At 59.2% G+C, this 14,525-nt stretch carries 15 protein-coding genes and 1 tRNA gene; 9 read left to right on the forward strand and 7 right to left on the reverse strand.

Features of this window, described 5'->3' with window-relative positions; genetic code table 11:
* Positions 1–63 precede the first annotated feature (63 nt).
* Entirely contained in the window at positions 64–1,074 is a 1,011-nt protein-coding gene (gene cgtA / locus C8C93_RS14950) for an Obg family GTPase CgtA (protein WP_233559599.1), read from the reverse strand.
* On the opposite strand from cgtA, the gene C8C93_RS25430 reads away from it, so the two are divergent.
* Positions 1,003–1,302: a hypothetical protein gene (locus tag C8C93_RS25430; RefSeq protein WP_233559615.1), complete on the forward strand. Its 300-nt coding sequence runs from the start codon at positions 1,003–1,005 to the stop codon at positions 1,300–1,302. The genes cgtA and C8C93_RS25430 overlap by 72 nt on opposite strands.
* A gap of 3 nt (positions 1,303–1,305) precedes the next feature.
* Here C8C93_RS25430 and rpmA read toward each other — a convergent pair whose 3' ends face one another.
* Together rpmA and rplU are read right to left on the reverse strand one after the other, a co-directional pair.
* Positions 1,306–1,563: a 50S ribosomal protein L27 gene (rpmA, locus tag C8C93_RS14955; protein WP_008905145.1), complete on the reverse strand. Its 258-nt coding sequence runs from the start codon at positions 1,561–1,563 to the stop codon at positions 1,306–1,308.
* 15 nt (positions 1,564–1,578) lie between these two features.
* Positions 1,579–1,890, reverse strand: a complete 312-nt coding sequence (gene rplU, locus C8C93_RS14960) for a 50S ribosomal protein L21 (protein ID WP_005794184.1) — start codon at positions 1,888–1,890, stop codon at positions 1,579–1,581.
* Between the two features lie 226 nt (positions 1,891–2,116).
* On the opposite strand from rplU, the gene C8C93_RS14965 reads away from it, so the two are divergent.
* The 8 genes from C8C93_RS14965 to C8C93_RS15000 all read left to right on the forward strand — a co-directional run bounded on the left by C8C93_RS14965 (position 2,117) and on the right by C8C93_RS15000 (position 8,884).
* Positions 2,117–3,046 carry a polyprenyl synthetase family protein gene (locus tag C8C93_RS14965; protein WP_121507428.1) on the forward strand — a complete coding sequence of 310 codons (930 nt, stop codon included), beginning with the start codon at positions 2,117–2,119 and terminating at the stop codon, positions 3,044–3,046.
* Positions 3,047–3,086: 40 nt separating this feature from the next.
* Positions 3,087–3,163 (forward strand) — tRNA-Pro (locus tag C8C93_RS14970).
* A 133-nt stretch (positions 3,164–3,296) separates the two neighbouring features.
* On the forward strand, positions 3,297–5,036 hold the full coding sequence (pilB, locus tag C8C93_RS14975; protein ID WP_121507429.1) for a type IV-A pilus assembly ATPase PilB: 1,740 nt from the start codon (positions 3,297–3,299) through the stop codon (positions 5,034–5,036).
* Between the two features lie 17 nt (positions 5,037–5,053).
* Positions 5,054–6,271 (forward strand): type II secretion system F family protein, encoded by a 1,218-nt coding sequence (locus C8C93_RS14980; RefSeq protein ID WP_121507430.1) that lies wholly within the window; start codon positions 5,054–5,056, stop codon positions 6,269–6,271.
* On the forward strand, positions 6,271–7,149 hold the full coding sequence (locus C8C93_RS14985) for an A24 family peptidase (RefSeq protein ID WP_121507431.1): 879 nt from the start codon (positions 6,271–6,273) through the stop codon (positions 7,147–7,149). The genes C8C93_RS14980 and C8C93_RS14985 overlap by 1 nt, the downstream gene beginning before the upstream one ends.
* A gap of 3 nt (positions 7,150–7,152) precedes the next feature.
* Positions 7,153–7,773, forward strand: a complete 621-nt coding sequence (gene coaE, locus C8C93_RS14990; protein ID WP_121507432.1) for a dephospho-CoA kinase — start codon at positions 7,153–7,155, stop codon at positions 7,771–7,773.
* Between the two features lie 85 nt (positions 7,774–7,858).
* Positions 7,859–8,614, forward strand: coding sequence for a cell division protein ZapD (gene zapD, locus C8C93_RS14995; protein WP_055399185.1), 756 nt, complete (start codon positions 7,859–7,861; stop codon positions 8,612–8,614).
* Positions 8,615–8,665: 51 nt separating this feature from the next.
* The gene (locus C8C93_RS15000; protein WP_055399187.1) at positions 8,666–8,884 is read left to right on the forward strand and encodes a DNA gyrase inhibitor YacG; all 219 of its coding nucleotides are present in this window, start codon (positions 8,666–8,668) and stop codon (positions 8,882–8,884) included.
* A 95-nt stretch (positions 8,885–8,979) separates the two neighbouring features.
* Here C8C93_RS15000 and C8C93_RS15005 read toward each other — a convergent pair whose 3' ends face one another.
* The 4 genes from C8C93_RS15005 to secA form a co-directional block, all read right to left on the reverse strand.
* Complete coding sequence (locus tag C8C93_RS15005) at positions 8,980–9,450, reverse strand: NUDIX domain-containing protein (RefSeq protein ID WP_121508813.1); 471 nt, start codon at positions 9,448–9,450, stop codon at positions 8,980–8,982.
* Positions 9,443–10,315, reverse strand: a complete 873-nt coding sequence (locus C8C93_RS15010) for an ATP-binding protein (RefSeq protein ID WP_121507433.1) — start codon at positions 10,313–10,315, stop codon at positions 9,443–9,445. Before C8C93_RS15010 ends, C8C93_RS15005 begins: the two co-directional genes overlap by 8 nt.
* Positions 10,316–10,371: 56 nt before the next feature.
* Positions 10,372–11,601 (reverse strand): bifunctional glutamate N-acetyltransferase/amino-acid acetyltransferase ArgJ, encoded by a 1,230-nt coding sequence (argJ, locus tag C8C93_RS15015; protein ID WP_121507434.1) that lies wholly within the window; start codon positions 11,599–11,601, stop codon positions 10,372–10,374.
* 95 nt (positions 11,602–11,696) lie between these two features.
* Complete coding sequence (gene secA / locus C8C93_RS15020; RefSeq protein ID WP_121507435.1) at positions 11,697–14,450, reverse strand: preprotein translocase subunit SecA; 2,754 nt, start codon at positions 14,448–14,450, stop codon at positions 11,697–11,699.
* Positions 14,451–14,525 lie beyond the last annotated feature (75 nt).

Raw genomic sequence — 14,525 nt, forward strand, 5'->3', positions numbered from 1 at the left:
ATCCCAAAAGCGCCAATAGCTATTATTAATATAGCAAATGAGAATGCAGACCGTGACTGCAAATCAGGCTGGCGCATCCCCTGCAAAACGTGGATCAATTTCCACTGGCTCGTTCTCCACCCGCTGTTCGGACTGCACATGGCGGAAGATGGCATGGATCAGCGGCTCGCAGCCTTCACGCGTGAGGGCAGAAATCTCAAACACCGGCCCCTTCCACTTGAAGCGCTTGACGAAATCCTTCACACGGGCTTCCCGCTCTTCGGTGGGCACCATGTCCAGCTTGTTCAGCACCAGCCAGCGCGGCTTGTTGTACAACTGCTGGTCATACTTCTTGAGCTCGTTGACGATGGCTTTGGCCTGAGCCACCGGGTCCACCGCATCGTCGAAAGGCGCCAGATCCACAATGTGCAGCAGCAGGCGGGTGCGCTGCAGATGGCGCAGAAACTGGTGCCCGAGGCCCGCACCTTCCGAAGCGCCTTCGATGAGACCGGGAATATCAGCCACCACAAAACTCTGCTCCGGCCCCACGCGAACCACACCCAAGTTGGGATGCAGCGTCGTAAAGGGGTAGTCTGCAATCTTGGGGCGGGCGTTGGACACCGCCGTGATGAAGGTGGATTTACCCGCATTGGGCATGCCCAGCAGGCCCACGTCGGCCAGCACCTTCAACTCCAGCTTCAGGTTCTTCTTCTCGCCGGGCCAGCCTGGTGTCTTCTGGCGCGGGGCCCGGTTGATAGCGCTCTTGAAGCGCATATTGCCAAAGCCGCCATCACCACCCTTTGCAATGGTGATGACCTCGCCCGGGTTCAGCAGCTCGTAGAGCACCTCGCCCGTTTCGGCGTCTGTGATGATGGTGCCGACCGGCATCTTGAGGGTGATGTCGGCACCAGCCGCACCAAACATATCCGATCCCATGCCATGCTCGCCCCGCTTGGCCTCGTGCCTGCGCGAATAGCGAAAGTCCACCAGGGTGTTCAGGTTCGGATCAGCCACGGCAAACACATGCCCACCGCGACCACCATCCCCACCGTTGGGACCGCCGAATTCCTTGTACTTTTCGTGCCGAAAAGACACGCAGCCATTGCCACCATCACCGGCGGCAATGTCAATAAAGGCTTCATCGACGAACTTCATGGGATATCCAGTTTACAAAAGGGCGCAGCACCGGCAGCAGACTGCCTGATTCTGTCGGAACTGCGGAACGCCTTGCAGGCGCCGTCTGCCGACGACTTGAGCGCCATCGTACAGACCAAACAACAAAGCCCCGGCAAAGCGGGGCTTCGATGGCTACCAGAGGAATGAACCTCAGGCAGGAGTCACATTGACCGTGGACTTGGACAACGCACCCTTGGTACCGAACGACACGTGGCCGTCCACCAGTGCGAACAAGGTGTGGTCCTTGCCCACGCCGACATTGTTGCCGGGGTGGAAACGTGTGCCACGTTGGCGCACGATGATCGAGCCAGCGCTGATCAGTTCACCACCGAACGCCTTGACACCCAGCATCTTTGGCTTGGAGTCACGTCCGTTTCGCGTAGAGCCGCCGCCTTTTTTCTGTGCCATGACTAGCTCCTTCGATTAAGCAGCAATCGCACCGATTTGCAGCTCAGTGAACTGCTGGCGATGGCCTTGGCGTTTTTGATAGTGCTTGCGACGGCGCATCTTGAAGATGTGCACTTTGTCGTGCTTGCCGTGGGCCACGACAGTGGCTTTCACGGTTGCGCCGGACACCAGGGGCGTACCAACCTTCAGTTCAGCGCCGTTGCCGACAGCCAGAACCTGGTCGATCACAATTTCCTGGCCTACGTCCGCAGCAATCTGTTCTACTTTAATTTTTTCGCCGGAAGCAACGCGATACTGCTTGCCGCCGGTTTTTATGACCGCGTACATGTTGACCTCTTGATATGAGTTCTGCAGACGAATTTCCGCAGAGCCCAAGAGTATAGCGCATTGCAATACAACACACCACCCCCGTTTTCAACAACAGCGCCGCCGCCTCGATGGTCGCAAGGAAGCGCCTCCGGGGCTTCCTATAATCCGGTCTCTTTCTGTGACCACCATCTTGACTGACCACACCGCCCCCGCAGCATCCCCTCTCTTGCTCGTTGCACAAGACATGCACGAGGTCGACAAGGTCATTGGTCAGCGCCTGACGTCCAGCGTCCCTCTGGTGGCCCAGATATCGCAGTACATCATTGCCGCTGGCGGAAAACGCCTGCGACCGGCACTGCTGCTGATGGTCTGCGGCGCCTTGGGCTATCAGGGAGCACATCGGCACAGCCTCGCGGCCGTCGTCGAGCTGATCCACACCGCCACACTGCTGCACGACGATGTCGTGGATGCATCCACCCTGCGCAGAGGCCGCCCCACGGCGAACGAAACATTTGGCAACCCCGCCAGCGTGCTTGTTGGCGATTTTCTGCACACCCGCTCCTTCCAGATGATGGTCGAGGCAGGCAGCATGCGGATCATGGAGATACTCTCGGAGGCCACCAACGTGATCGCCGAGGGTGAGGTGTTGCAGCTGATGAACATGCATGACGCATCGCTCGACGAAGCGGGTTACCTGCGCGTCATTCGATCTAAAACCGCCAAGCTGTTTGAAGCCAGCGCACGCCTCGGCGCAGTACTCGCCGAGAGCTCGCCTGAAATTGAGGAAGCATGCGCAACCTACGGACAAGCGTTGGGCACCGCATTCCAGATCATTGACGACGTCCTCGACTACGACGGAGATGCGACTGAGATGGGGAAAAACCTGGGGGACGATCTGCGCGAAGGCAAGTCCACCCTCCCCCTCATCGCTGCCATGGAGCGCGGCACCGAAACTCAGGCGCAGGTCGTGCGCCAAGCCATTGAGCAAGGCTCGACCGAACAACTGACAGACATCGTGCAAATCGTCCGCGAGACCGGCGCACTGGAAGTCACACGAGCCGCCGCCTTTGGCGAGGCCCGCCGAGCCATGGCGGCTGCAGAGCAATTACCAACCAATGCATATTCAGCAGCTTTGCTAGAATTGGCCGCACAGTTGCTAACAAGACGCAACTGATCTGGCCATTGCATCGGCTTCTGAGCGCAATCGCGCCACACGGGGTGTAGCTTAGCCTGGTAGAGCGCTACGTTCGGGACGTAGAGGCCGGAGGTTCGAATCCTCTCACCCCGACCATAAATACAAGTGCATTTTCAGCAATAGCGCCCTTTTTGTGGTGCTGTTGCCAATCTCGAATCTCTGTACAGCCTTCAGATGATCGGTGATGATAGGATGGTTTCTTTTCCACACCTAACATATTTCCGGTTACATGGCCGCTGTCGATACTGCCCCCAAAGAAGCCTCCGCAGTGGCCCTCCCCGGATTGGGCAGGGCCCTGATGTCTGCTGGCAAGCTGACCCAAAAGGCAGCAGAGGACATTTACAAAAAATCACAAACTAGCCGGACCAGCTTTATTGCCGAACTGACCGGTTCTGGCGCGGTGTCAGCTGCCGACTTGGCCCATACCGTGTCGGCTGTGTTTGGCGCACCCTTACTCGATCTGGATGCGATTGATCCGTTACGGCTTCCGAAAGAACTGCTCGACGGCAAGATATGCCAAGCATATCGGGTTGTTGTGCTCAGCAAACGGAATAATCGCCTGATTGTTGCGACTGCAGACCCTACAGACCAGGAAGCAGCCGAGAAAATAAAATTCACCACCCAAATGGGGGTGGACTGGATTATTGCGGAGTATGACAAGCTCAGCCGCCTGGTAGAAACCACCACCAAATCGGCCAGTGAGTCTTTGGAAACGCTGACGGGTGGTGGTGGTGATTTTGAATTTGACGACGCACCCGTCGAAGAGGCACCAGACAACAACGATACCGGGGCTACTGATGTAGAAGATGCTCCCATCGTCAAATTCTTGCACAAAATGCTGCTGGACGCATTCAATATGCGTGCGTCGGATTTGCATTTTGAACCTTATGAGCATCAATACCGCGTGAGATTTCGGATTGATGGTGAATTGCGAGAAATCGCGTCCCCACCAATAGCCATCAAGGACAAGCTGGCATCTCGTATCAAGGTGATTTCTCGCCTGGATATTTCTGAAAAGCGGGTACCGCAAGACGGGCGCATGAAACTCAAGGTGGGCCCTGACAGGGTCATTGATTTCCGGGTCAGCACCCTCCCGACCTTGTTTGGTGAAAAGATTGTTATCCGTATTCTGGACCCCAGCAGCGCCAAGCTGGGTATTGATGCATTGGGCTATGAACCCCAGGAGAAAGAGCGCCTGCTCGAAGCCATTGGGCGGCCCTATGGAATGATCTTGGTCACGGGACCCACAGGCTCCGGCAAAACCGTTTCCCTTTATACCTGCTTGAATCTTCTCAACAAGCCAGGTGTCAATATTGCCACAGCGGAAGACCCATCCGAAATCAATCTTCCAGGCGTTAACCAGGTCAATGTGAATGAAAAGGCTGGGCTAACCTTTGCGGTAGCCCTCAAGTCCTTTCTGCGGCAAGATCCCGACATTATCATGGTCGGCGAAATCCGTGATCTGGAAACTGCGGACATTTCCATCAAGGCAGCACAAACGGGGCATTTGGTGTTATCAACGCTTCACACCAATGACGCCCCCACCACTTTGACGCGCATGCGCAATATGGGGATCGCCCCGTTCAATATTGCTTCCAGCGTTATTCTCATCACAGCGCAGCGCTTGGCCCGCAGGTTGTGCCCCACCTGCAAAGCGCCGGCCGATATACCGCATGAATCGCTGCTCGAAGCAGGGTACAGAGAAGAAGAAATTGATGGAAGCTGGGTCACGTACCGCCCCGTAGGCTGCTCCGCTTGTAACAACGGATATAAGGGACGGGTCGGCATCTACCAAGTCATGCCGATCTCTGAGGACATCCAACGTATCATCCTGCGCGACGGGAGTGCACTTGAAATCGCCGAACAGGCGAGAGCAGAGGGCGTGCGCTCACTCCGCGAATCCGGCCTGCACAAGGCAAGACTGGGCTTCACTTCCCTGGAAGAAGTGCTTGCCGTCACCAACGAATAACGACTAGAGGGTCCAGCATGGCAACCGCTGCATCACGGGATATCAAGGATTTTGTTTTTGAATGGGAAGGCAAAGATCGCCACGGCAAGATTGTGCGGGGCGAGGTGCGTGCGTCTGGCGAGAACCAGGTGCAAGCCACGCTCCGCCGCCAGGGCGTTTTCCCCACAAAGATCAAGAAACGCCGGATGCGCTCTGGCAAGAAGATCAAACCCAAAGACATCGCTTTGTTCACGCGTCAGCTTGCGACAATGATGAAAGCAGGCGTTCCACTTCTGCAATCGTTTGATATTGTGGGACGAGGGAATACCAACGCAAGTGTTACCAAACTACTCAACGACATCCGCTCCGATGTCGAAACAGGGACTTCCCTGAATGCTGCATTCCGCAAGCATCCCATGTATTTCGATAGCCTCTACTGCAATCTTGTGGAGGCAGGCGAAGCAGCCGGTATTTTGGAAGCCCTGCTGGACCGATTGGCCACCTACATGGAAAAAACGGAGGCCATCAAATCAAAAATTAGATCGGCTTTGATGTATCCCATTTCCGTGATCATCGTTGCCTTTGTGGTGGTTACGATCATCATGATTTTTGTGATTCCTGCATTCAAGGAAGTTTTTTCATCGTTTGGGGCCGATTTGCCTGCCCCTACACTTTTCGTGATGGGTATTAGTGAAATCTTCGTTAAGTGGTGGTGGTTAATCTTCGGTGTGATTGGTGGAGGTTTTTTCTTTTTCATGCAGGCCTGGAAAAGAAATGAAAAAATGCAGATGTTCATGGACCGCGTGCTATTGAAGATTCCAATTTTTGGGGCTTTGATCGATAAATCCTGCGTTGCGCGTTGGACACGTACTCTGTCCACGATGTTTGCGGCAGGGGTGCCACTGGTTGAAGCTCTGGACTCCGTCGGTGGTGCTTCGGGCAATTCGGTGTATTCCATGGCAACCGAAAAAATCCAGCAGGAAGTCTCTACCGGTACCAGTCTGACCGCAGCCATGGGCAACGCAAATATTTTTCCCTCCATGGTCCTTCAGATGTGCGCCATCGGGGAAGAATCAGGTTCCATTGACCACATGCTGGGCAAGGCTGCGGATTTCTATGAGGCCGAAGTGGACGAAATGGTGGCGGGCTTGTCCAGTCTGATGGAGCCCATCATCATCGTGTTCCTGGGTACGCTGATTGGCGGCATCGTCGTCTCCATGTACCTCCCAATCTTCAAACTTGGCCAAGTTGTGTAATGGAGATGCCCGTTTGGTGGAATGCAAGTTTGGGCGGGATATTGGGACTTCTGATCGGTAGTTTTCTCAATGTGGTCATCTATCGGCTTCCCAAAATCATGGAACGCCAGTGGGCTGAGGAAATCCGGGCAGCGCAGGCGCAGAGCGCGCAAGGAGATGCCGGTGCCGCACCTCCTGAACAGGAGCGGTTCAACCTCATGGTTCCCCGTTCCCGCTGCCCATCGTGTGGGCACATGGTCCAGTGGTATGAGAACATCCCTGTTTTGAGCTACCTTTTTCTGCGTGGGCGTTGCTCCGCGTGCAAGGTGCGGATCTCGGTACGCTACCCCTTGATTGAGATGGCGACGGGGGCCCTTTTTTTCCTGTGCATCCAGCGCTGGGGGATGACGCCCACGGGGCTCGTCTGGTGCGGGTTCTCGGCAGCCTTGGTCGCCTTGGCGTTCATCGACTGGGACACGACCCTGCTCCCGGACGACATCACTTTGCCGTTGCTGTGGGCTGGACTGCTCGCTTCCGCGCTGCAGTGGATTGACGTGCCCTTGTATGCCTCCGTGCTCGGCGCGGCAGCGGGGTATCTTTCGCTCTGGCTGGTTTACTGGGGATTCAAGCTCGCCACGGGCAAGGAAGGCATGGGCTATGGGGACTTCAAGCTGTTTGCCGCATTGGGTGCTTGGTTTGGCTGGCAGGCACTGATCCCCATCATCCTGATGTCCTCAGTCATCGGTGCCGTCATCGGTATCGCGATGAAAGTCTTCAGCAGCCTGCGTGAAGGTGGCTACATCCCTTTTGGCCCCTTCCTGGTCGGCGCTGGTTTTACCGCCATGGTGTTTGGCCCCAACGCTATCCTTAACGCTGTCTTGAACCTTCTGGGCCTATAAACGATGAATCCGCGCAGGCGCCCCTTGCGCCTTGGCTTGACCGGGGGCATTGGCAGCGGAAAGAGCACCGTGGGCAGCATGTTCGCCGCCCTGGGTGGCAGCCTGATCGATGCAGACCAGCTGGCTCGCGACGCGACAGGCCCGCAAGGGGCGGCCATGGACGCAATCAGAGCCACTTTCGGGGCAGACTTCGTGGATGCCTCCGGCGCACTGGACCGCGCGCGAATGCGGGCTCTGGTCTTCAGCCACCCCGAGGCACGCGCCCAGCTCGAAGGGATCGTGCACCCTCTGGTTACCCTGCATAGCAACGCGAAGGCCCAGCAGGCTGCGGACCAAGGCCATGCCCTGATCGTGTTTGACATCCCGTTGCTGGCGGAATCCGGCCGGTGGGCCCGCAGGCTCGATGCGGTCGTGGTGGTGGATTGCTCCGAAGAAACGCAGATCCAGCGGGTCATGCAACGCAGCGGCCTGGCGCGAGAGGTGGTGCAAGGCATCATCGCCTCGCAGGCAAGCCGCACGGCGCGGCGCGCCGTGGCAGATGCCGTGATTGCCAACGACAGGGATTGCTCGCTAGAGGACCTGCGCCTGCAGACCCAGCAAGTGGCCACGCTGTTCGGGCTATGATGCGAACGAAACCGTTTGTGCTTTCACCCCATGCCGTGCGCCACCGGCGTCAGAATACTCCCTGAGCCCCCAGGAACCCGCCAGCGTGATCCTTTACGAATATCCCTTTAACGAGCGTCTCAGAACCTATCTGCGGCTTGAGCAGTTGTTCCGCCGGTTGGGAGAACTGATTCCCCGCTCCCACGCGCTCGACCACCACTTTGCGCTGGTAACCATCTTCGAAATCATGGATGTGGCGGCACGGGCCGACCTCAAGTCGGATGTGCTCAAGGACATCGAGAAGCACAAGCACCAGCTCGATAGCTACCGTGGCAATCCCTCGATCTCCGAAGCGGCACTTGACGCAGTCATTGCCCAGCTCGACCGTTGTTTCACAGCTCTCAACACCCAATCAGGCAAGTCCGGACACTTGCTCACCGAAAACGACTGGCTGATGAGCATCCGCAGCCGGGTGGGCATTCCCGGTGGCACCTGCGGGTTCGATTTGCCTGCGTATTACGCGTGGCAGCACCATGAACCGGGTGTGCGCCAGCAGGCCCTTGAAGAGTGGGCATCGACCCTGGCCCCGCTGGCCGAATCCATCTATGTGTTGCTCAAGCTGCTGCGCGACTCTGGCGTTCCCCAGAAGGTGGCAGCAGAGCGCGGTCAATTTCAGCAGAACCTGCCGCAGGGCCGCACATTCCAGTTGCTGCGTCTGCGCATTGACCCGGCCCTGAACCTGATTCCCGAGATCAGTGGCAACCGCCTGATCGTCTCGGTGCGGCTCATGCGCCTGGAAAGTGATGGGCGCCTGCATGCAAGCAATGAAGATGCGGCCTTCGAGCTGACCCTGTGCGCATAAGCTGCGGCGCCAGATAGGCAGCAGGCAAGGACATTGAGAACGACGACGAGCATGGCCAACTCTACGCACACCCAACCACGAGCACGCATCGTCACCTGCCCCAGTTGTGGCGGTGACAGTGTCTACAGCCCCGCCAACGTGTACCGCCCATTCTGCAGCGAGCGGTGCAAGCAGATCGACCTCGGCGCCTGGGCCAGCGAGGATTTCCGCATGCCTGCAGAGGCTCCACCCGCCGACGAACCTTATGGCGATCCTCGCCTGCAGCACTGACCTCGACTGGGAATCGCCCAGGATTTCAAACAAAATTGGGCTCTAGTGCGTACCAGTGAGGCTCTAGCAGCTATCAATTAAGTAGCAAACGAAAGTCATTCCGGCGAATATTCCAGGCCACGCTCTTCAGCGAGCCACTGCAGCACCGGGTAGGCACCGGGCAGCACCGGTGACACCGTCAGTGGCATCTGCTGCCACTCCATGGTCTGCCCTTCGCGCATTTCGAACTCGCCCGACCATTCCCAGACCTTGCACCAGTGCAAGCGCACCAGGGCATGTGGGTAGTCGTGTTCCGTGACTTTCCAGACACTGGCAGCCCCGATGGTCACGCCCAGCTCTTCCACCAGCTCTCTGCGCAGCGCCTGCTCCACAGTTTCGCCCGCTTCGACCTTGCCGCCCGGAAACTCCCAATACCCGGCATAAGGCTTTCCCGGCGGGCGTGTGGAGAGCAACATCGCGCCATCGGCCCGCAAGAGGATACCGACAGCCACCTCGGTGTGCTTGCGCGCCGTGGTCGCGGCCGGTGTTGCAGGCGCAGCAGCGGATCCGGCAACAGAATCAACCATCGTGGCGCCCCGCATAGTCACGCGCAAACTGGTAGGCCACACGGCCACTGCGCGAGCCGCGCTCCAGCGCCCAGACCAGCGCCTCGGGCCGGGCCGCAGCAATCGCGGCGCCAGAGACCCCGAAGGAGGCCAGCCACTGGGCGACGATGGTCAGGTACTCCTCCTGGCTGAAGGGGTAGAAGCTCACCCACAGGCCAAACCGCTCTGACAGCGAAATCTTCTCCTCCACCACTTCGCCGGGATGCACTTCGCCATCAGCAGTGTGGGTGTACGTGAGGTTTTCAGCCATGTATTCGGGCAACAGGTGGCGCCGGTTGCTGGTGGCGTAGATCAGCACATTGGGCGTGGAGGCGGCCACCGATCCATCCAGGATCGACTTGAGCGCCTTGTAGCCGGGCTCGCCGTCTTCAAAGCTCAGGTCATCGCAAAAGATGATGAATTTCTCGGGCCGGTCGGCCACCACATCCACGATATCCGGCAGGTCGACCAGGTCCGCCTTGTCCACCTCGATCAGGCGCAGGCCCTGCCCAGCGTACGCATTCAGACAGGCCTTGATGAGCGACGACTTGCCGGTTCCACGCGCACCGGTCAGCAGCACGTTGTTGGCGGGCTTGCCCAACACAAACTGCTCGGTATTGCGCTGGATCTTTTCCTTTTGCCCGTCGATCTCTTTGAGATCCGCCAGCTGCATCGCGGCCACATGGCGCACGGGCTCCAGGGTGCCGTGGCCACTGCTGCGCTTGCGGTAACGCCAGGCGATGGACAAAGACCAGTCCGGCGCTCCGAGGGGCTGGGGCAGCACAGACTCGATGCGGGCGATCAGTTGCACGACCCGCTCGATCAGATGTTCAAATTTTTGATTCATTTCGGGCCTAGCGCTTATCTATCAAGCGCCAAAAGCTATCAAAATAGGAGCATTCTTTACGAACGATAGTCCGCATTGATGGTGACGTATTCGTGGCTGAAATCGCAGGTCCACACCGTGTCGGAGGCCTCGCCGCGGCCCAGCAGCACGCGCACTGTGATCTCGCTTTGCTTCATCACGCGCTGGCCGTCTTCCTCGCGGTAGGCGGGGTTGCGTCCGCCCTGAATGGCTACGTGTACGTCGTCCAGGTAGAGATCGATATCGGTCTGGTCGAGGTCGTCAATGCCCGCGTAGCCCACGGCCGCGAGGATGCGGCCCAGGTTTGGGTCGCTGGCATAGAACGCGGTTTTTACCAACGGCGAATGGGCGATGGCGTAGGCCACCTTGCGGCACTCTTCGCCGGTCTTGCCACCTTCTACCTGCACGGTGATGAACTTGGTAGCGCCTTCGCCGTCGCGCACAATGGCCTGGGCGAGCTTTTGCGATACCGCCAGCATGGCGGCCTTGAGGGCTTGGCCCTCGGCGCTTGCCAGAGAAGTGATGGGCGCATGCGCGGCCTTGTTGGTCGCCACCACCACAAACGAATCGTTGGTGGAGGTGTCGCCATCGATGGTGACGCGGTTGAACGAGCCATCGGCCAGTTCGCGAGCCAGCTGCTGCATGATGGCAGGGGCCACGCAGGCGTCCGTGGCCATGAAGCCGAGCATGGTGGCCATGTTGGGCCGGATCATGCCCGCGCCCTTGCTAATGCCAGTGATGGACACGGTGGCACCACCAATCTGCACTTGGGCAGAAAAGGCCTTGGGCAAGGTGTCCGTGGTCATGATGCCTTCTGCAGCGCGCGCCCAGTGGCCCGGCTGCGCGTCGGCAATGGCGGCGGGCAGGCCTGCCTCGATGCGGTCATTGGGCAGAGGCTCCATGATCACACCGGTGGAAAACGGCAGGATCTGCTCGGGCGCTACGCTGAGCTGGCGCGCAAGGGCAACGCAGGTGGCGCGCGCACGCGCCAGGCCATCAGCGCCCGTGCCAGCGTTGGCATTGCCGGTGTTGATCAGCATGGCGCGGATGGGCTGCCCGCTGGCAAGGTGGTCGCGGCTGATCTGCACCGGCGCCGCACAAAAACGGTTCTGCGTGAACACGCCCGCCACGCTGGCGCCCTCATCGAGCAGGAACACGGTGAGATCCTTGCGGTTGGCTTTGCGCACACCGGCTTCGGCAACGCCAATGCGCACTCCAGCAATCGGGTGCAGATCAGCGGCAACGGGGGCAACTAGATTGACGGGCATGGGGGTCCTTCTGAAAAACTGCGGCCGATTATCCGGAAAACCGTGGCACGCCAATGAAAACACGGGCCGAAGCCCGTGTTGTGTGGATCAGGAAATCAGGCGAGCTTGCCGTGGCACTGCTTGTACTTCTTGCCGCTGCCACAAGGGCAAGGATCGTTGCGGCCCACACGCATGCCCTCCGGCAGCGCCAAGTCCTGCGCCTGCGCATCCGCGGTGGTTTCGACCTCGCCCGTTTCGGTCGGCGCGGTATAGGTCACGTTGGCAATGCTTTCGCCGCGGCTTTCCATCTCTTGTGCAGCCTGGTCCAGCTGCTCCTGCGACTGCACCTGCACAGTCATGAGGATCTTGGTGACTTCGTTCTTGACTTGGTCGATCAGCTGGCGGAACAGCTCGAAGGCCTCGCGCTTGTATTCCTGCTTGGGTTGCTTCTGCGCATAGCCACGCAGGTGAATGCCCTGGCGCAGATAGTCCAGTGCGGAGAGGTGGTCGCGCCAATTGGAGTCGAAGCTCTGCAGCAGCACCATGCGCTCGAACTGCGTGAAGTTCTCGCGCCCAACCTGCGCCACCTTGGCGTCAAACGAGGCATGGGCAGCGGCCAGCACCTTCTCCAGGATTTCATCGTCGGTGATGGCGCTGGCGCCCTGCACCACCTGCTGCAAGGCAATCGACACCTGCCATTCTTCGGCCAGCACCTTTTCCAGCGCGGCGAGGTCCCACTGCTCTTCCACCGATTCGGCGGGCACATACTGGCGCACCAGATCGGTCATGCAGTCTTCGCGCATGGCGGCGATCACGTCGGACAGGTCAGCCGCATCCAGGATGTCGTTGCGCTGCTGGTAGATCACCTTGCGCTGGTCGTTGGACACATCGTCGTATTCCAGCAGCTGTTTGCGGATGTCGAAGTTGCGGGCTTCCACCTTGCGCTGGGCCGACTCGATGCTGCGCGTCACGATGCCGGCTTCGATGGCTTCGCCATCGGGCATCTTCAGGCGGTCCATGATGGCCTTGACGCGGTCGCCCGCGAAGATGCGCATCAGAGAATCGTCCAGGCTCAGGTAGAAACGCGACGAGCCAGGGTCGCCCTGACGGCCCGAGCGGCCGCGCAGCTGGTTGTCGATGCGGCGGGACTCATGGCGCTCGGTCGCAATGATGCGCAAGCCACCCAGTTCCTTGACCTTCTCGTGATCGATCTTCCACTGCTCGCGCAACGCCGCCACCTTGGCAGCGCGCTCCGTTTCAGACAGGGACTCGTCGGCCTCGATGGCCGCCACATCCTTTTCAATGTTGCCGCCCAACACGATGTCGGTCCCGCGACCGGCCATGTTGGTCGCGATGGTGATCATGCTCGCACGGCCTGCCTGGGCCACGATGTCCGCTTCCCGTGCATGCTGCTTGGCGTTCAGCACCTGGTGCGGCAGGCCTTCCTTGTTCAGGAGCTGGTCGATGATTTCAGAGTTCTCGATCGACGTGGTGCCCACCAGAACGGGCTGGCCGCGCTCGTGGCATTCACGGATGTCCTTGATGGCGGCTTCGTACTTCTCGCGCGTGGTCTTGTAAACGCGGTCCAGCTGGTCGTCGCGGCGGCTGGGGCGGTTCGGCGGGATGACCACGGTTTCCAGGCCGTAGATTTCCTGGAACTCGTAGGCTTCCGTATCGGCCGTACCGGTCATGCCGGCGAGCTTGTTGTACAGGCGGAAGTAGTTCTGGAACGTGATCGAGGCCAGCGTCTGGTTCTCGGCCTGGATGTTCACGCCTTCCTTGGCTTCCACGGCCTGGTGCAGGCCTTCGCTCCAGCGGCGGCCCGACATCAGGCGGCCGGTGAACTCGTCCACGATCACGATCTCACCGTTTTGCACCACATAGTGCTGGTCGCGGTGATACAGGTGGTTGGCACGCAGCGCCGCATACAAGTGGTGCATCAGCGTGATGTTGGCCGGGTCGTACACCGAGGCCCCCTCGGCAATCAGGCCCTGGCTGGCCAGGATGCGCTCAGCGCTCTCGTGGCCCTGCTCTGTCAGGAACACCTGGTGCGTCTTCTCGTCCAGCGTGAAGTCGCCAGGCTTGGTCACGCCTTCACCCGTGCGCGGGTCGGCTTCGCCTTCCTGGCGCACCAGCAGGGGCACCACCTTGTTCATGGCGATGTACATCGCTGTATGGTCTTCGGCCTGGCCGCTGATGATCAGCGGTGTGCGGGCTTCGTCGATCAGGATCGAGTCCACCTCATCGACGATGGCGAAGTTCAGGCCTTGCTGCACGCGGTCCTGCGCTTCGTAGACCATGTTGTCGCGCAGGTAGTCAAAGCCGTATTCGTTGTTGGTACCGTAAGTGATGTCAGCGCGGTAGGCTTCCTGCTTTTGCTCGCGCGGCATGTTGGGTAGGTTGATGCCCACCGTGAGGCCCAGGAAGTTGTACAGCCGCCCCATCCACTGCGCATCGCGGTTGGCGAGGTAGTCGTTCACGGTCACCACGTGCACACCCTTGCCCGACAGGGCATTGAGGTACACAGGCAAGGTGGCGGTGAGGGTCTTGCCCTCGCCCGTCCGCATTTCGGAGATCTTGCCAAAGTGCAATGCCATGCCACCCAGCAGCTGCACATCAAAGTGCCGCATCTTCATGATGCGCTTGGAGCCCTCGCGCACCACGGCAAAGGCTTCGGGCAGGATGTCATCCAGCGATTCGCCCTTGGCCACGCGCTCCTTGAACTCCTGCGTCTTGGCCTTGAGCTGCTCGTCCGACAGCTTCTCGTAGTCGGGCTCCATCGCATTGATGCGGGTCACCGTCTTGCGGTACTGCTTGAGGAGCCGGTCGTTGCGGCTGCCGAATAGTTTGGTGAGGAAGTTGGTGGCCATGCGAACAGGACCGCCTGCCCCGCTGCAAGCAGCGCGTCAAGCGACCGAAATCCCTAAGATGAATTGAGTTCAGGT

Origin of the sequence: Acidovorax sp. 93 (assembly GCF_003633835.1) — a bacterium.
GTDB classification, from domain to species: Bacteria; Pseudomonadota; Gammaproteobacteria; order Burkholderiales; family Burkholderiaceae_C; genus Acidovorax; species Acidovorax facilis.